Consider the following 18,232-nt stretch of genomic DNA (forward strand, 5'->3'; position numbering starts at 1 on the left):
AGAATCCGAAGTTTCGTGTTATTTATCAGCCGGTTTACTCGCCCTGGGTAAATCATGTTGAACGGCTGTGGCAGGCGCTGCACGAAACGATAACCGGAAACCACCAGTGCCGCTCAATGTGGCAGTTACTGAAAAAAGTGCGTCACTTTATGAATACTGTCAGCCCATTCCCCGGTGGGAATCATGGGTTGGTAAAAATGTAGCGATATTAGGATCAGTTATTTAGTATTAAGAGGTGATTTGAAATCATATATTCGCCCTGTGTTATCAAAATTTAAATATCCATTTACTTCACTCATAATATATCCTCTTAACACACATTCCTTAATCAAGGACGGTAAATTAACCCGCTAATAAAGAACATCTTCTTTATATCAATATTATAAAAATAGTATCCATTAGTGCGTCACAGAACCAGCGTCAAGCTTTAGCGAAAGCTTTCGGCCATCTGAAATCTTCATTTCAATAAGATCGCTTTGCGTTACTTGCATCAGTGAAAAACATAGCCTCATTATCAATGCAATATTTCTTCCGGGGGTAGCTGACTGCTGAGTATGCTGGCTTTAAGCTGATTATTGAGTTGAGTGATAAGATCGTCTTTATTTTCCATTTACAACCTCCGTGTGTGGACTTCACTGAAATTAATATAGAACAAAGCGGAATAATCAACAATAGCGTTTAAAGCAAGAGATAAGTCCAGACGTCAAACATTAAGATTGACGCCTGAATTAAATTGTCTACAACGCTATCTGCTCCATCGCCTGTAATATTCGCTTGTCCGAAATAGGAAACGGCGTTCCTAATTGCTGGGCAAAATAGCTAACCCGGAGTTCCTCAATCATCCAGCGGATGGCTTTTACGTCATCATCCTCGCGCCGTTCGGCGGGCAGTTTATTCCACCACTGTTGCCACGCGTGTTGCACCTGTTCAACTTTCAGCATCTGCGCCCGATCGCGGTGGACATCCTGGGCCAGCTTTTCCAGCCGGCGCTCGATTGCCTGTAGATAACGCAGCACATCCGGCAGACGACGCCAGCCATTGGCGGTAACGAAGCCACGAAACACCAGACCGTTGATCTGATTTTTGATGTCGCTCAGCGCCAGCGCCAGCGTCATATCAATGCGCCCTTTCAGGCGTTTGTTGATGGCGAATACCGTCGTCAGAATCTGCTCCACCTGCCGGGCGATATCCACCACCGTCTCGTTAAGTTCCGCCCGCACTTTTTCATGCAGTTGCCGGAACGCCTCTTCCTGCCATACCGGGCCGCCAAACTCGGTAATCAGCTTATCGACGGCGCAGGCAATACAGTCGTCGATCAGATCGAGCACTTTACCGTAAGGATTGAAATACAACCCCAGCTTTGCCTTGTTGGGTAACTTCTCGTGCAAGTATTTGATTGGCGAAGGAATATTCAGCAACAGCAAGCGCCGCAAGCCTTTACGCATCATCTGTTGTTGTTGATACGGCGTATCAAATAAACGGATCGCCACACTGTCCTTTTCATCCACCAATGCAGGGTAAGCTTTTACCGAATAACCGCCCCGTTTTTGCTCGTAGCAATCAGGCAGCGAACCAAAACTCCAGACATGCAGGTTGCCTTGTTCCAGTCCGTCATCGACCACAGCGGAGAGCGTCTGCTGGACTTTATCTTTCAATTGATCCTTCAGCGCGTTCAGATCTTTCCCTTCCCGCAGGGCGCGATTTTTCTCGTCCACCACGCGGAACGTCACTTTAAGATGATCGGGCACCTGTTCCCATTGCCATTCCTCGCGCGGTACGCTCACGCCCGTCATCAGCCGTAATTCACGCTCCAACGCCTCCAGCAGACTTTTTTCCAGCGGTGTGGCGCGCGCCAGAAACGCGTCGGCGTAATTGGGCGCTGGTACAAAATTGCGGCGTATCGGTTTCGGCAGCGATTTGATCAGCGCGATAACCAGTTCGCGGCGCACGCCGGGAATTTGCCATTCAAACCCTTCGTCACGCACCTGATTGAGAATAGGCAACGGAATATGCGCCGTCACGCCATCGGCGTCCGTACCCGGCTCAAACTGATAAGACAAGCGCAGCTTCAGGTTGCCCTGATGCCAGAAATTCGGATAGTCCAGCGCGCTTATGTTGTCCGCGCCTTCTTTGATCAGCATGTTTTTTTCAAAGTTCAGCAGATCCGCATTCTCATAGCTGGCCGTTTTCCACCACTGGTCAAAATGACGGGCGGAAATGATATCGTGCGGCAACCGCTGGTCGTAAAAGGCAAACAGCGTTTCATCGTCCACCAGAATGTCGCGGCGACGCGATTTATTCTCCAGTTCCTCGACTTCAGCCAGTAATTTCAGGTTAGCGCGGAAAAACGCATGGCGCGTCTGCCAGTCCCCTTCCACCAGCGCGTGACGAATAAACAACTCACGCGCCAGAACGGGATCGATCTGGCTGTAATTCACTTTACGCGCCGCCACAATCGGTGAGCCGAACAACGTGACTTTTTCCTGCGCCATCACGGTGCCTTGCGCTTTTTCCCAGTGCGGATCGCTGTAGCTGCGCTTGATCAGGTGCTGGGCCAGCGGCTCAATCCATTCCAGTTCAATGCGGGCGGCGATCCGTCCCCATAAACGACTGGTTTCCACCAGTTCGGCCACCATCGTCCATTTCGGCGATTTTTTGAACAGGCCTGAGCCGGGGAAAATAGCGAAACGTGTGTTGCGCGCGCCGCTGAACTCCTGCTTGTCGATATCTTTTTGACCAATATGCGACAGCAGCCCCGTCAACAACGCGCAGTGAACGCTGCGGTAATCGGCAGGTTCGCTGTTTATCGGTAATCCCAGTTCTTTCACCACCTGACGCAATTGCGTGTAGATATCCTGCCACTCACGCACTCGCAGATAGTTGAGATAATCGCTGCGGCACAGCCGACGAAACTGGCTGGAAGATAACGCTTTTTGCTGTTCCCGCAGATAGTTCCACAGATTGACGAACGCCAGAAAATCGGAGTCTTTATCGACGAAACGGCGATGTTTTTCATCCGATGCCTGCTTTTTATCCAGCGGACGTTCGCGCGGGTCCTGAATGGACAGCGCGGCGGTAATGATCATCACTTCACGCACGCAGCCCGTGACGCGGGCTTCCAGCACCATGCGCGCCAAACGGGGATCGATGGGCAGTTGCGCCAATTGGCGTCCCTGCGGCGTCAGATGATAGTGGCCGTTTTCCGCCAGTTGGATCGCGCCCAGTTCTTCCAATAATCGCACGCCATCCTGAATGTTACGTTTATCCGGCGCTTCAACAAACGGGAACGCCGCGATATCCCCCAGCCCAAGCGCCGTCATTTGTAAAATAACCGAGGCCAGATTGGTGCGCAGAATTTCCGGATCGGTAAAGGCCGGACGGGACAAAAAATCCTGTTCGGCATAGAGGCGGATACAGATGCCGGCGGCGACACGTCCACACCGTCCTTTACGCTGGTTGGCCGACGCCTGGGAAATGGCCTCAATCGGCAAACGCTGGACTTTGGTGCGGAAGCTGTAACGGCTGATACGCGCCGTGCCGGGATCAATCACATAGCGGATACCCGGCACCGTCAGCGAGGTTTCCGCCACATTGGTCGCCAGCACAATACGTCTGCCGTGATGCGACTGGAAAACCCGGTTCTGCTCCTGATTGGACAACCGGGCATACAGCGGCAGGATTTCGGTATGCGGCAAATTCAGCCGCGTCAGCGCATCGGCGGTATCGCGGATTTCCCGTTCTCCGCTCATAAAGATCAGGATGTCGCCCGGCCCTTCCCGACTCAACTCATTTACCGCATCAAAGATAGCCTGTAATTGATCGCGATCGCTGTCTTCGGCCTCTTCCACCACCGGGCGATACCGAACCTCCACCGGATAGGTGCGGCCAGATACCTCGATGATCGGCGCACGGTCAAAATGGCGGGAAAAGCGCTGCGGATCGATGGTCGCGGAGGTAATGATGATTTTTAAATCCGGGCATTTGGGCAGAAGTTGACGCAAGTAACCCAGAATAAAATCAATATTCAGGCTGCGCTCGTGCGCTTCATCGATGATCAGCGTGTCATACTGCATTAACAGCCGATCCTGTTGAATTTCAGCCAGCAGTATCCCGTCCGTCATCAGCTTGACCAGGGTATTATCGCCCACCTGATCGTTAAAACGGACTTTATAGCCCACGCAACCGCCAAGCGGCGTTTCCAGTTCAGACGCGATGCGATCGGCCACGGTTCTAGCCGCTAAACGTCGGGGCTGGGTATGGCCGATCAAGCCACGCACGCCGCGTCCCAGTTCAAGGCAGATCTTCGGAAGCTGGGTGGTTTTCCCCGAACCGGTTTCCCCCGCCACAATGATGACCTGATGTTCACGCAGTGCGTTCAGGATCACATCTTTCTTCTGGCTGACCGGCAGTTGTTCGGGATAATGAATAGCCGGACGGCCCGCCTGCCGATGGTTCACCTTGTGCCGCGCGGCAACAATCTCCCCCTCAATTTCCTGAACAATCGCCGTCTGCGCCTGTGGGTTGCCGACCTTTGCCGCACTCTGTATACGACGGCGCAGACGTTGCTGATCGCGGAGCATTAACTCACTTAACTGCGTAGATAATGCGCTGAGCGGTGATTTCACGTTGCTGATTCCTTAATACTTTTCTTGCCTGTTACGGGCCAAATTTATGCCCTGATCCCAGTCACTTAAACCGGAACAATTTTCGGCGTGCATGGTAGCACATCACAGTCGGCGGCTCTAACCACGCTAATGCCTGCTTGTTCAATAAAATCGAATAATGCGCTCGAATATTTGCACTTTCAACCACGATGGCGCCCGCCTAAGATGAAGCGCAGCAAAGGACGCCGTACGGCGTCCGACCTCAAACAACGTAAGGAATTGGCAATGAGCAACGTATTGATTCTTAAATCAAGTATCCTGGCGGATTTTTCTCAGTCCAACCAACTGGCCGATTATTTCAGCGCCCAATCGCAAACCGCGCATCCCGCTGACAGCATTACCGTGCGTGATTTGGCCGCCCAACCGGTTCCGGTGCTGGATGGCGAACTGGTCGGCGCCCTGCGTCCTTCCGATGCGCCGCTGACGCCGCGTCAACAGGAAGCCTTAACGTTGTCTGACGCGTTGATTGCCGAATTGCAGGCCCATGACGTTATCGTGATTGCCGCGCCGATGTACAACTTCAACATCCCGACGCAATTGAAAAACTATTTTGACCTGATCGCCCGCGCTGGCGTGACGTTCCGCTATACTGAGCAAGGCCCTGAAGGTCTGGTGAAAGGTAAACGCGCCATCGTGCTGACCAGCCGCGGCGGTATCCATAAAGGCACGCCGAACGATTTGCTGGAACCCTATCTGCGCGTGTTCCTGAGCTTCATCGGCATGACCGATGTTGAGTTTGTTTTCGCTGAAGGTATCGCTTACGGCCCGGATGTCGCCCAAAAAGCGACGGAAGAGGCGAAAGCGCAACTGTCTCAGTTTGCCGCGGCGTAACCCTGTTTCATTATTAACGACTCTGCCACTAAATTACCTGTCATTAGTGTTGTGTTCTGGATGTCTTATTGCGCGCCTTCAGGCGCGCTTTTTTTTACCTTTTCACTCACGGCGTTATCCGATTTTTCCAATAACTGCGTGGCCTCTTTATCCGCGCTGATGTGGATTTCATGCGCAATCTTCACATTCATGTTAATCGTGATCGGCTCTTTCGGTGCGGCCAGTTCGATACGCGGCACACAGCCTGTCAGTAGACATACCGCGCAGACAGCGGCCTGAATGCTACCGTTATACTTCATGGCGCTATCCCGAATTTATTCATTTGCCTGTTGCTCCAACGTATCCTGCAAATTATCGCCAAAACGTAAACTCCGCCATAACTGGAAAATATTTTCCTGATGACGATAGTTGAGAATGACTTGCCGATCCGCACTTAACAGCGGGTTTTTCCCCTGAATTTGCGAAACCAGCAACAGTTCGCCCTGATTGCTCAAATCCACTGTGGCAGTGGATTGGTCGATTTCCAGATAACGCACCCAGTTAATCACCGCGCCGGTGACCCTATTTTTGCGCTCCAACTCATCGGCCAACGTTTTATCCAGCCGCAGCGTCAGGAAACGATCATTAGTAAACCGCCCGCCCTGAATCAGCTTATCGGGATGGTTAAAATTCAGCGGCAACACGCCGCTGACCCGCCCCGACATCGCAAACTGTTTCAGTTTCAACGCGCTAATCAATTCGCTAAGCTCCACGCTTTTCACCGCAAACAACGCGTCTTCACGCTGCGGCCAACGCAAGGCCGACAAACTGATGTGTCCGCCTAACGCATCCATGCTGGTCTGCGATATCATCAACGGTTGTTGCTCGCTGTAAGGATAGAAACCTTGCAGATCAAGGCGGATATCCGTCATGCGAAACAGGTTATCCAGCATGGCGATGCGTAACGTCGCTGGTTGTTTGATGCCGAATGCCCAACGCTGATTTTCCAGACGGTAAGGTAGCACAAAGTTGACGCCGCCCACTTCGCCGTCCTGCAACCAGAGTCCGCCGTTCTGCACCACCCAATGTCCACCGGCGCGGAATCCTTGCCCTTGCGCGGCGGAAAATGCCGCCTGCGCATAGAACTGTCCGGCGCGAATATTCATTTTCAGTTTTTCTGAAAGCAAGGGCTGAAACACCGTCAGCGGCTGACGCGGCCACCAGGCATTGCCGCGCAACCGCTCGCCGTCCCAGCGTCCGCGCAGGGTTATCGGGCCAATGTTCCGCGCCTGTAACGCTCCTTTCATCAGAAAGTCGCTGGGATCATTACCCTGCAAACTCAAACTTATCAATGCAGGTGGAAGATAGCCGCCATTGCGGAAATTCACTTGTTGTGACGCCAGTTGCAACGCGCCCTGAAAATGCGCGCCCGGTCTGGCTCGTTGCCAACGCACGGGCTCGACGATAGTCAGCCGCGGCTGGTGAACCGTCACCAGTCCGTAGCCAAGCTGATCCAATCCACTCGACAACTGACTCACTTCAATCAGCGTATTCTGCCAGCGACCATGCCCCGCCACGTCCCAATTTGCTTTTAGCGGCGGCAATTGTCCGCTGCCCCAATAGCGCCACTGCCAGCGTCCTTTGTCAGGCCAGAAATCCTGCGCTTTTCCGTCCAGATGCAGGTTGAACCGCCCCCAATAGGTATGATGGGCCTTAACGATGGCCTGCAACCGTCCATTCACCCCACTGGCGCTGATCCGCACGCCGGCCAACGGCCAGCGCGCTTCCTCAAGCCGTGCCTGTGGCCCCAGCGCACCCCAGGCGCGCAGTAGCCCGCCGGGTAAAATCGACAGTTCCAGGTTTAATAAAGAGCCTTGCAGTATGCCCGGCAGCGATGCGGTCAATGATAAGTCTGACAGATTGGCCTGACCGGTTAACTGAAAACGCAACTCACTGTCAATCAGCCCCAGATGGCCCGGCCCCAGCACCAGAACCGCGTTGGCTTTGCCGTTATGCCCTTGCGTCAGCATATTCATTCGCGCGTCGATGCGCGTTTTTTCCAACCCCTGCCGCCAGTTTTGCAACGTGAGCGAAATTCGTCCCGACAGCGGTTGTGCGGCATAAGGCCAGCGCCAGACGCCGTTGCTCACCTGGATCTGCTCGGCGGATAAGCGCCACGGCAGCGAGACCAGCGGCTCGTTATCGCCCCTCGCCCGTAGCGACAATTCCCCCTGCTGGCGCTGCCAGCTTAGCCGCATGGAAACCGGCTCCGGCGTTTGATCGCCGTCAAGCTGACCGCTAAGCTCACCTTGTACCGGCGCTTGCGTCAGCGTATCAGCCAGATCGAGCTCACCGCTCAATTGCAAGCGGATGTAGCCCGCCGGCGTCGCCAGCATGCCGTCGCGTAAGCTCAGATGTTGTTGGCTCAGCGCGGCCTGAAACGCCAGTTGATCACCTTGATAATGCAACGTCTGCTGTTGATCGCCATCGGTACTGAACCGCACGCGTCCAGAGTAATCCTGCCAGGGTTGCAACGTAAATGTTCCAATCGTGATATCGCCAGCCGGTAAACGCCGTTGCCACAGGGAAAGACGTGCGGGCGTCGTCTCGCTATCAGATGCCAGTTGCGGCAGGCAATCGCTATTCAGCGTAACGGCATCGATATCGGCCTTCCATCGCCCGGATTGCCGTCGCAACGCCATATTCCCCACATCAAGCAGCGTACATTCGCCCACGGTGAGTCTGACGCCATCACTTTGCAACCCCCCATGAGACCAAACCGGCGTTGAACGCAACGTCAACGACATTTCCGCAGGTAACCAGATCCCGGCGATGCGAGGTAACCATTGCGGCATAGCCTGCCACGATACGAACAACAGCAGAAGTAACAGTGCCATGCCGGGTAACGCGTATTTTTTAATCATTCGTAGAGATTAAGCATCCGGTAGAATCCGTCAAAACTTGCGCCATAATCAGATGTTTGTTTTTTATACAATCGGCGCGCATTATCTTGACCAAGAAACGCCCCATGGCTCACACCTGGCATCATATAATCCGCCACCCGGATATGCCACCATCAGGGCAAGTATTATAGGCTGTCCGCATCGATAGGCCGACCACGCCCCCAAATAAACCCACGCCGCATTCCAGATAATGACCGACAAAATATTACGGGCGGTTAATCAGTCGGGTATGAATTTCCGTACCTTTGTGGATGATGTGAATAACAAACTGGTCGAACTGAACTGCGCCTGTCGCGAGATTGCGGCTGGCAACCATACGCTCAGCCAACGCTGTGATGATACCGCTCAAAGTCTGCAAAATACCGCCTCATCAATGGAACAATTGACCGCGACCATCAAAAGCAACGCCTCCGCCTCTCAGTTGGCGACACGCTGTGCGGAAGACGCCAACGTCGAGGTAGAGGTCGGCGATAGCGCCGTCAATCAGGTTACCGATACGATGGTGACCATGACTCGCTCCAGCAAAGAAATTACCGATATTATCAATGTGTTGAATAACCTGGCCTTCCAGACCAACATTCTCGCGCTGAACGCCGCCGTTGAAGCCGCCCATGCCGGTGAACAAGGCAAGTGCTTTGCCGTAGTTGCGGGTGAGGTGCGTATTCTGGCGCAACGCAGCGCGCAGGCGGCAAAAGATATCGCCGCCATTATCGAAACCACCATAGACAACATCAATACCAGCGACAAACTGGTAAATCATACCAGCGAGTCGATGAATAATATTCTGACGCAGGTTCAGCAGGTAACGCAGTTGGTGAACCAAATCAGTCTGGCGACCCATGAGCAATCGCAAGGGCTGGGACAAATTAACGATGCGGTTAACAACATCGACGAACTGCCCCGCCAGAACACGATACTGGCCAGCCATTCCAGCGCCGCCATCAGCAGCCTGGAACAACAAATCGCCACCATTCCGGAAGCGGTCTCCGTCTTCAGCATCCCCCGCTAATTGCAGTGTTCTCCTGTCACGGACCGTTATGCTTTTGTGAGGTAACGGTATGTCCCCTGACTCTTTTCTGATAGCTTAAACAGAGAATTTTTGGCAGAAAGATGCGATGAAACTGGCAATCTATAGCACCAAGCAATACGACCGTAAATATTTAGAGCAAGTGAATCAACAATTTGGCTATCAGTTGGAATTTTTTGATTTCATGCTGACATCGCGCACGGCCAAAACCGCGGCGGGCTGTCAGGCGGTATGTATTTTCGTCAATGACGATGGCAGCCGCGAAGTATTGGCGGAACTGGCGCAACTGGGCGTTAAAACCCTGGCGCTGCGCTGTGCCGGTTTCAATAATGTCGATCTGGAAGCGGCCAGAGAATTGGGCATCAAGGTGGTGCGTGTTCCGGCGTATTCACCGGAAGCGGTGGCTGAGCACGCCGTTGACTTGATGCTGTGCCTTAACCGCCGCATCCATCGCGCTTACCAGTGCACCCGAGACGCTAACTTCTCCCTGGAAGGGTTGATTAGTTTCAACATGCACAACCGTACCGCCGGCATTATCGGTACAGGGAAAATCGGCATTGCCACCATGCGCATTCTGAAAGGTTTCGGTATGCGCCTGCTGGCGTTTGATCCCTACCCGAATCCTCAGGCGCTGGAACTGGGGGCGGAATATGTCGATCTGAAAGCGCTTTATGCCCGCGCCGATGTGATTTCACTGCACTGCCCGCTCACGCCGGAAAACCACCATCTGCTCGATCGCAACGCCTTTTCACAAATGAAAGACGGCGTGATGATTGTCAACACCAGCCGGGGCGGATTAATTGACTCGCAGGCGGCGATTGATGCGCTGAAACAGCAGAAAATCGGGGCACTGGGCATGGATGTTTATGAGAATGAACGGGATTTGTTCTTTACCGATAAATCAAACGACGTCATTCAGGACGATGTTTTCCGCCGCTTATCCGCTTGTCACAATGTGCTGTTTACCGGCCATCAAGCCTTTCTGACCGAGGAAGCTTTGACCAGCATCTCCCAGACAACGCTACATAAACTGAAACAAATCAGTCAGGATGAACCCTGCGAGAATCTGCTGAACCCCTGAACGCCAACCTGCGGCAGTCTCAGGCTGCCGCAATGTCAGCCTGCGGGACACGTCCCGTTCATCACCGCGCGTTCGTCGCAACGTTTGCCATTCGCCAATTGGCAGGTGCCTACGCTGGCGCCATCCAATTGACGGGAGAGGGCCATCGTTCCGCCAATCAATGTGCAGTTGACGTCCAACGGGGTGCTGCTTTTCAGCAGTACAACCGAATTTTCATCTAATGCGGGATCCCGTTTATCGACAGCCGCGGCTTTTTCGCCGCCGCTGCACCCCGCCAATACCAGTGCGGCCACAGTAACCAGCCATTGATACCCTTTCATTGTCTTGGCTCCAAATCGTGTGGATGACATCACCCGACGCAAGGCATTGCATCGGGTGATATCGGATAAATCTTAGGATGAAGAATATATTTACCACACCTTATTCGCCGTCACATCAATAAATGCCCCGCGACGATGAAAAACCGGGCGTGGTGCGCGGGAAAAGCAATCTGCCTCAAAAGACTATACGCCGTCCGGCAGCTTGGAACGCATCATCTCCTTTCGATCAATCTTTCCGCCATCCGTGATGAACGTGCCGTCACCAACAGCATGAAGCATGCGCTTCTCAGGGCGCGTGTCATCGAAATAGGCAGCAAGGCCCTCCAGCACCAGAATGCCGTGTCGTTCGATAATATCGACAACCCGACACTCAATATTGGCCAGACACTCCTTGATGAGCGGCGCCCGAACATGCTTACCCCGCTGCGGGGTGAGGTCAAACTGGTGAAACTTATCGGTGTCCTGCCCGGAACATATGCCAACGCCAATCACCGTATCGATCATATCGACGGTGGGAATGGCAATGACGCACTCCCTGGATGTTTGAAGTGCGGTATAAGAATAGTTCCACGGCCCCGTCGTTATGGCGAAAGTGGCTGAAAAATCCAGAACCATTGTCCATGTGATGGTCATCACGTTATCCTGCTGACCATTGTTCGTCGTCACCAGAACAACCGGCCCCGGCTCAATCAATGTGAACGCTTTCTCAAGCGGAAGACTTTGCATGATTTCATCCTCCTTTTAGCCCTCGGTCATCGTTTTTAGCCTGTGGTCAAGTATAGGCGTCAGCGCAGGCAAAAATGAGAACCCGATATCAGTAACGCGCATGCGCCATCAGGCGATTATCCAATAGCGCTATAAAACGAACTGGTATTCGTCGTCGTAATCCGTACCATACACGTCATACTTATGCAAATATCATCCAATGCATGCCGTAAATTATTTTGCCGCAGTGATACCCCTTGCCAAAGAGCATATGTAAAATGTCAGAAAAACAAGAGCTTAATCCAAAACAACAATACAATCTCAACAAACTTCAGAAGCGTCTGCGTCGTAACGTCGGGGAAGCCATCGCGGATTTCAATATGATTGAAGAAGGCGACCGTATCATGGTTTGTCTGTCCGGCGGCAAAGACAGCTTCACCATGTTGGAAATTCTGCGCAATCTGCAACAAAGCGCGCCGGTTAATTTTTCACTGGTCGCCGTCAATCTGGACCAGAAGCAACCCGGTTTTCCTGAGCATGTATTGCCGCAATACCTTGAGCGTATCGGCGTTGAATACAAGATCGTCGAAGAAAATACCTATGGCATTGTGAAAGAGAAAATTCCAGAAGGAAAAACCACTTGCTCACTGTGCTCGCGCCTGCGCCGCGGTATTCTGTATCGCACGGCCAGCGAATTGGGCGCGACCAAAATCGCGCTGGGTCACCACCGTGACGATATTCTGCAAACGCTGTTTCTGAATATGTTCTACGGCGGAAAATTGAAAGGCATGCCGCCGAAACTGATGAGTGACGATGGCAAGCATGTGGTGATCCGTCCACTTGCCTACTGTCGTGAGAAAGATATCGAACGCTTTGCCGACGCGCGCCAGTATCCGATCATCCCCTGTAATCTCTGTGGTTCACAGCCTAATCTGCAACGTCAGGTGATCAAAGATATGCTGCGGGACTGGGATAAACATTATCCTGGCCGTATCGAAACCATGTTCAGCGCGATGCAGAATGTGGTGCCTTCTCATCTCGCCGACCATACGCTGTTTGATTTTAAAAGCATTCAACACGGCGGCGAAGTGATTGACGGCGGCGATTTGGCGTTCGATCGCGAAACGTTGCCATCGCAGCCGGTTGGCTGGCAACCGGAAGATGATGAGGATACCCCGTCTCAGACCAGGCTCGATGTACTGGAAATCAAATAAAGAATTAAAAACGAAATGGGTACTGAGGTGGAAAGCCCAAAAAAATGCCGACGAAATCGTCGGCATGGTGTGAATCAATTGTGCTATGCAGTAATTCAAAAAAGGAAGTAAGACAATTTGGAGCGCAACGCCCATCGCTTGACGTTGCATTCACCTGCACGAAGGATAGTGCCGTACTGTTATGTGAAAAATGTTGATATTGCTCAAGTTAACCGTGAGTTTTCCGCTAACCGGTAAACTGTGTGATAAAACGCACAATAACTATTCGTTGACACTCATAACCATTTACTGCGTTTTAACCACCATGCAACGCCGCAAACCAATAGTACCAACATCAAACAGAACGTTGCGAAGCCAAATCGGGAGTCGCCCCCCGGAATCCCCCCCAAATTGACGCCAAATAGCCCGGTAAGAAACGTTGTCGGTAGGAAAACCATCGCCAGCAGCGACATAGTGTAGGTTCTGCGACTCAGCGCCTCCGTTATCTGTGTGGTAATTTCATCTGATAACACAGCGGTACGCGCAATACTTGCATCCAGATCTTCCAGCCCGCGCCCCAGTCTATCGGCGATTTCCTGCATTCGCCGCCGATCGTCATCCTGCATCCAGGGCAACTTCTCACCGGAAAGGCGCGAAAAAACATCGCGCTGCGGCGTCATATAGCGTCGTAATACAATTAACTGCTTGCGAATGAGCGCCAGTTCTCCGCGCGGCATGATTTTTTGCTCCAGCAAGTTCTCTTCCAGATCGATGATTTTTTCATGTAAATCATCAATAAACTCACTGGTATGGTCGGTGATCGACTCCGCAATCGATACCAGCCAGCTTCCGCTGTCGGTCGGTCCGATCCCTTCTTTGAGTTCGGTCAACACTTCATCAATAGCCAGCACTTTACGCCGCCGCGTCGAAATAATGAGCTTATCGGTAATAAAAACCCGGATCGCGACCAGTTGGTCAGGGCGGGCATCCGCATTCAGGTTGATGCTGCGCAGCGTAATCATTGTGCCATCACCCAGCCGGGTGACTCTGGGACGAACGCTCTCGCCGGATAGCGCGTCACGCACGCTGTCCGGCACCAGATGGGTATCGCTCAACCAACGGGCGCTGATTGGCAGCGTCGAATCGAGATGCAACCAGCAAGGCCGGACGCTGTTAATCACCTCTTTATCGCCGATAGGCGCCACGCCGCCTTGCCCATCTAATTGATAGGCATAAACCGCACCGGTATGTTGCAACACGTCTCCTTCAAATGATTCCATGCTTGCCTCAATGTTTCACGATATTGAGCATATGGCTGTAAGCGACATCCTCAGGATTGGTGATGGGATAGCCCTTGACCCACGGCTTGATCAAACGTCCGTTGGTGTATTGATAGATCGGTGCGATGGGCGCTTGTTCCATCAGGATTTTCTCCGCCCGGTCGTAATCGGCATTCAACAGTTTGGCATCGGTTTGATTGCCCGCCTCCTCCAGCAAACGGTCATAATCAGCGTAGTTAAACCGGGCGATATTTCCGCTGTGCCGCGACGTTAATAACGACAGGAACGTGGATGCTTCATTATAATCCCCCACCCAGGATGCTCTGACCACATCGAAATTACCGCTGTTGCGACTGTCGATATACGTTTGCCATTCCTGATTGGATAAACGCACGTTCACGCCCAGCTTGGTCTTCCACATGGAAGCAATGGCGATGGCAATCTTCTGATGGTTTTCCGATGTGTTATACAGCAGGGATAATGTCAGGGGTTTACCGGGGCCGTAGCCTGCCGCCGCCAGCAACGCTTTCGCCTGCGCATCCAACTCGGCCTGAGTATATTGCTGTAACTCGCTCTCGGTTGGCGTAAATCCGGCGGTGACATCCGGTGTAAAGTGATAGGCCGGTTTCTCGCCGGTTCCCAGCACTTTTTCCGCAATAATTTTCCGGTCGATGGCATAAGACAACGCTTTGCGCACCCGCGCATCATGGGTTGGCGCGCGCTGGGTATTAAAGGCGTAGTAATACGTTCCCAGTTGCTCAGGGGTATAGACCTGACCGGGCAGATCTTTCAACAGTTTATGATACTGGTTTTTGGGAAACGATTCGGTGATGTCGATATCCCCGGACAGATAGCGCTTTGTCGCATTCGATTCCTGATTGATCGGCACAAACGTAACTTTGGTTAACTGGGTATTGGCATGATCCCAGTAATACTCGTTTGGCGTCATCACCAGTTTTTCATTGACGACCCGCTGTTGTAGCCTGAAGGCGCCATTACCCACCAGATTACCCGGCTTGGTCCAATCATTGCCGTACTTCTCTACCGTTGCCTGATGAACCGGAAACAAGCTGAAGTTTGCCAACAGACTGACAAAATAAGGCACGGGTTTGTCAAGTTGCACGCTAAGCGTGTGATCATTAATCGCCGTGACGCCGAGTTTCTCCGCCGGCATTTTACCGTCGATAATCTGCCCGGCGTTCACTATCCCGGCAAGACGGGCAAACCAGGCAAAAGGCGATGAGTTTTCCGGTGAAACCAGACGCCGCCAGCTATAGACAAAATCTCCGGCGGTGACCGGATCGCCATTTGACCAACGGGCATCTTCACGCAGAATAAAGGTGAATGTACGGTTATCGTTGTTTTGCCAGCGCAGAGCGACAACAGGCACAATATTGCCGTTGGCGTCCTGATTGACCAGCCCTTCAAACAAATCGCGCGCCACCTGCGCTTCTGGCAAACCAACCGCTTTTATCGGATCCAACGAGGCGGGTTCATCTTTGATATGGCGTACAATTTCCTGTTTCGCGGCTAACACGGTTCCGGGCGGAACCTGCGCCGCACCAGCACTGCCTGTCAATATCGCCAAAAGCACCGCATAGCGAAAAGAATGCCCCTTTTTCATCATGATTTGACCCTTAGCGATTAAAACGCCGTTCCGTGCGATTGAATAATGTTCGGATAAGGCGGCCAGGCGCCGTCCCGAAAACCAATTAATGGTGAAATAACTGAAAAACATAATAGCTAATAAATCGCTCAGGCATCTACTTGTCATCTCCAGTCCTTGCCACGCGCGATATCAGCGCGCAAACCAAAGCGCCGGGTGAATGGATGACGAAACTTAATCCGGCCTGGGTTGTCTTTTTTCGTGAGCCACTGGTTTTTATAACGAGCCATTGCTAACGCGCTATTGCGAAACGCGCCAGCATTTTTTGTATCAATGTTGCTAATGTTGCCCTAAACTGGCCGCGTGTTAACAACCTGTAATTAAGGACGCATACATGTCACAGAACGTACATTTTCAAGGCAACCCGGTATCGCTGGCAGGATCGTTTCCCGTCAAGGGAAGCAAAGCCCCCGCTTTTACACTGGTTGGCAAAGACCTGTCAGATATCGCACTCAGTAACTATGCGGGCAAACGCAAAATCCTGAACATCTTCCCAAGCATCGATACTGGCGTTTGCGCTACGTCCGTGCGTAAATTCAACCAACTGGGTTCTGAACTGGATAACACTGTTGTTCTGTGTATCTCTTCCGACCTGCCGTTTGCGCAATCCCGCTTTTGCGGATCAGAAGGTCTGAACAACGTGGTTGTGCTGTCTACATTGCGTGGCGCCGAGTTCAAAGAAACCTATGGCGTCGCTATTGCTGACGGCCCATTGAAAGGTTTGAGCGCCCGTGCAGTGGTTGTTCTGGATGAGAACGACAATGTGCTGCATAGCGAGTTGGTGAACGAAATCACCACCGAACCCGATTACGACGCGGCGCTGGCCGTGCTGAAGTAATCACCAACAACGGCTGCGCCCGCAGCCGTTGTTTTTACTCCTCGGCCTCACCGGTCGTCTTGCGCTGACTCAGCCCATATTCCCGCAATTTATTGGCAATCGCCGTATGTGATACGCCAAGGCGTTTGGCCAGTTTACGCGTGCTGGGGTAGCTCTGGTACAGGCGGGTTAACACGGCGCGTTCAAAACGTTTGCTGATGTCATCCAGCGATCCCGCCAGCATTTCCTCGCTTTGGGGAACATCAAACGTGAAGGCCGGCAGATCGATATCCTGTATTCGCAGTTCATGGCCGTCCAACTGCGTCAAGGCCCGATAGAGGGTGTTTTTCAATTGACGGACATTGCCCGGCCATCCGTATTGCGGCAAAAACTGTCGCAAATCGGCAGCCAGTTTGGGGCGCGGAATGCCCTGCTCATCGGCAAAACGTGCGACGAACAGTTCGGTCAGCGGCATGATATCAGCCGGACGCTCACGCAGCGGCGGTAGTGTTAGCGTCAGCACATTGAGGCGGTAATAGAGATCTTCCCTGAATTCGCCGCGCTGCACCATTTCCAGCAGGTTTTTCTGCGTTGCGCAAATCACCCGGACATCCACGTGCATTTCATGATCTTCGCCCACCCGACGAAAGGTGCCGTCGTTCAGGAAGCGCAGCAATTTGGTTTGCATCTGTGCGGACATTTCGCCCACTTCATCCAGCAGCACCGATCCGCCGTTCGCCTGCTCGAAAAATCCTTTCTTGCCTTCCAGCGCATTGAGATAAGCGCCCGGCGCATGACCGTATAGTTCACTTTCCATCACTTCATCAGGTAAGGCGGCGCAGTTCAACGCCAGAAAGGGTTGTTTGCCGCGCGGCCCGCGTAAATGACAGGCGCGGGCCAGTATATCTTTGCCGGTTCCGGTATCACCGACAATCAACAGCGGCGCATCGAGCATCGCCAGCTTGCGCGCCTGCTCAACAACCTGCCGCATATTGGGGCTGACCGCTACGATGTGCGCAAACGCGTTGTCATCATTCACTGACAGATCTTGTAATTGCCGCCCCATGCGCACGGCGGATTTCAGCATCACCAGCGCGCCCGCCGTGGTCATGTTGCCTTCATCGTCGTCCAGATGAATGGGCGTCATCTCCAACAGGAAATCCTGTCCGCGGATCATCACGCGCTCCGTCACCGTCCTGCCGTGGCGTTCCAGCCCCGCCGTAACGTTATACCCCGGAATCAATGCGTCAATGGTCAGGTTGCGGATGTTCTCAGCGGACTGATCAAACAGCGTCAGCGCGGACGGATTAAACAGTTCTATCTTGCCGCGCCTGTCAAGCGAAAGCACGGGCTCAGGCATGGATTCCAGCAACGCGGACACGGCGCGGTGTTCTCGTTCCGACGGCATAAAGGCCACCGAACGAACATCGTTGACGCCTTCAATGCGGCGAATTTCCGCCATCAACACGCGAAAAGCATCAAAATCCAGCGAAGCAAAATTAAGATAAATACGACCAATGGGCGCAATCTCGATGCCGCGCAAATCAAGATTGCGCGACGCCAGAAGATCCAATAATTCGTGGGTCAGACCAATACGGTCTTCACAAAAAACTTCCAGACGCATCAACGACTACCTTCTTCAACAGGTGCGACAGGCTAATAGGCAATGATAATACCCTTTCGGCTGGCACGGATGAAGCGAAGTG

Annotated in this window: 12 protein-coding genes and 2 pseudogenes; 6 read left to right on the forward strand and 8 right to left on the reverse strand. The window is 52.7% G+C overall.

The window, feature by feature from the left end; all coding sequences use genetic code 11:
- Positions 1 to 203, forward strand: a pseudogene (locus DES54_RS13710) (IS630 family transposase); the annotation flags it as partial.
- Positions 204 to 737: 534 nt separating this feature from the next.
- Here the strand turns inward: DES54_RS13710 and hrpA are convergent.
- On the reverse strand, positions 738 to 4,625 hold the full coding sequence (gene hrpA / locus DES54_RS13715; protein ID WP_113868310.1) for an ATP-dependent RNA helicase HrpA: 3,888 nt from the start codon (positions 4,623 to 4,625) through the stop codon (positions 738 to 740).
- 264 nt (positions 4,626 to 4,889) lie between these two features.
- On the opposite strand from hrpA, the gene DES54_RS13720 reads away from it, so the two are divergent.
- Positions 4,890 to 5,495 (forward strand): FMN-dependent NADH-azoreductase, encoded by a 606-nt coding sequence (locus DES54_RS13720; RefSeq protein WP_113868364.1) that lies wholly within the window; start codon positions 4,890 to 4,892, stop codon positions 5,493 to 5,495.
- Between the two features lie 65 nt (positions 5,496 to 5,560).
- On the opposite strand, the gene DES54_RS13725 is transcribed toward DES54_RS13720, so the two are convergent.
- Positions 5,561 to 5,794 (reverse strand): YnbE family lipoprotein, encoded by a 234-nt coding sequence (locus DES54_RS13725; RefSeq protein ID WP_113868312.1) that lies wholly within the window; start codon positions 5,792 to 5,794, stop codon positions 5,561 to 5,563.
- A gap of 15 nt (positions 5,795 to 5,809) precedes the next feature.
- Positions 5,810 to 8,398, reverse strand: coding sequence for a YdbH family protein (locus tag DES54_RS13730; RefSeq protein ID WP_113868314.1), 2,589 nt, complete (start codon positions 8,396 to 8,398; stop codon positions 5,810 to 5,812).
- Between the two features lie 241 nt (positions 8,399 to 8,639).
- Here DES54_RS13730 and DES54_RS13735 point away from each other — a divergent pair.
- Positions 8,640 to 9,446 (forward strand): annotated as a pseudogene (locus DES54_RS13735) (methyl-accepting chemotaxis protein); the annotation flags it as partial.
- A 106-nt stretch (positions 9,447 to 9,552) separates the two neighbouring features.
- Positions 9,553 to 10,545, forward strand: coding sequence for a 2-hydroxyacid dehydrogenase (locus tag DES54_RS13740; RefSeq protein WP_113868316.1), 993 nt, complete (start codon positions 9,553 to 9,555; stop codon positions 10,543 to 10,545).
- Positions 10,546 to 10,580: 35 nt separating this feature from the next.
- Here DES54_RS13740 and DES54_RS13745 read toward each other — a convergent pair whose 3' ends face one another.
- Together DES54_RS13745 and DES54_RS13750 are read right to left on the reverse strand one after the other, a co-directional pair.
- Positions 10,581 to 10,865 carry a putative hemolysin gene (locus DES54_RS13745; RefSeq protein WP_113868318.1) on the reverse strand — a complete coding sequence of 95 codons (285 nt, stop codon included), beginning with the start codon at positions 10,863 to 10,865 and terminating at the stop codon, positions 10,581 to 10,583.
- Between the two features lie 183 nt (positions 10,866 to 11,048).
- A complete protein-coding gene (locus DES54_RS13750) occupies positions 11,049 to 11,591 on the reverse strand; it encodes a flavin reductase family protein (RefSeq protein ID WP_113868320.1) in 543 nt (180 codons plus the stop codon).
- Positions 11,592 to 11,848: 257 nt separating this feature from the next.
- On the opposite strand from DES54_RS13750, the gene ttcA reads away from it, so the two are divergent.
- Entirely contained in the window at positions 11,849 to 12,784 is a 936-nt protein-coding gene (ttcA, locus tag DES54_RS13760) for a tRNA 2-thiocytidine(32) synthetase TtcA (RefSeq protein WP_113868322.1), read from the forward strand.
- Positions 12,785 to 13,059: 275 nt separating this feature from the next.
- Here ttcA and zntB read toward each other — a convergent pair whose 3' ends face one another.
- On the reverse strand, positions 13,060 to 14,043 hold the full coding sequence (gene zntB / locus DES54_RS13765; protein ID WP_113868324.1) for a zinc transporter ZntB: 984 nt from the start codon (positions 14,041 to 14,043) through the stop codon (positions 13,060 to 13,062).
- Positions 14,044 to 14,050: 7 nt separating this feature from the next.
- Positions 14,051 to 15,667 (reverse strand): peptide ABC transporter substrate-binding protein, encoded by a 1,617-nt coding sequence (locus tag DES54_RS13770; protein ID WP_113868366.1) that lies wholly within the window; start codon positions 15,665 to 15,667, stop codon positions 14,051 to 14,053.
- 376 nt (positions 15,668 to 16,043) lie between these two features.
- Between DES54_RS13770 and tpx the strand changes: the two genes are divergently transcribed.
- Positions 16,044 to 16,547 carry a thiol peroxidase gene (gene tpx / locus DES54_RS13775; protein ID WP_113868326.1) on the forward strand — a complete coding sequence of 168 codons (504 nt, stop codon included), beginning with the start codon at positions 16,044 to 16,046 and terminating at the stop codon, positions 16,545 to 16,547.
- A gap of 34 nt (positions 16,548 to 16,581) precedes the next feature.
- On the opposite strand, the gene tyrR is transcribed toward tpx, so the two are convergent.
- Positions 16,582 to 18,150, reverse strand: coding sequence for a transcriptional regulator TyrR (gene tyrR, locus DES54_RS13780; protein WP_113868328.1), 1,569 nt, complete (start codon positions 18,148 to 18,150; stop codon positions 16,582 to 16,584).
- Between the last annotated feature and the right edge of the window lie 82 nt (positions 18,151 to 18,232).

This window comes from Brenneria salicis ATCC 15712 = DSM 30166 (assembly GCF_003315515.1).
In the GTDB taxonomy this organism is placed as follows: Bacteria; Pseudomonadota; Gammaproteobacteria; order Enterobacterales; family Enterobacteriaceae; genus Brenneria; species Brenneria salicis.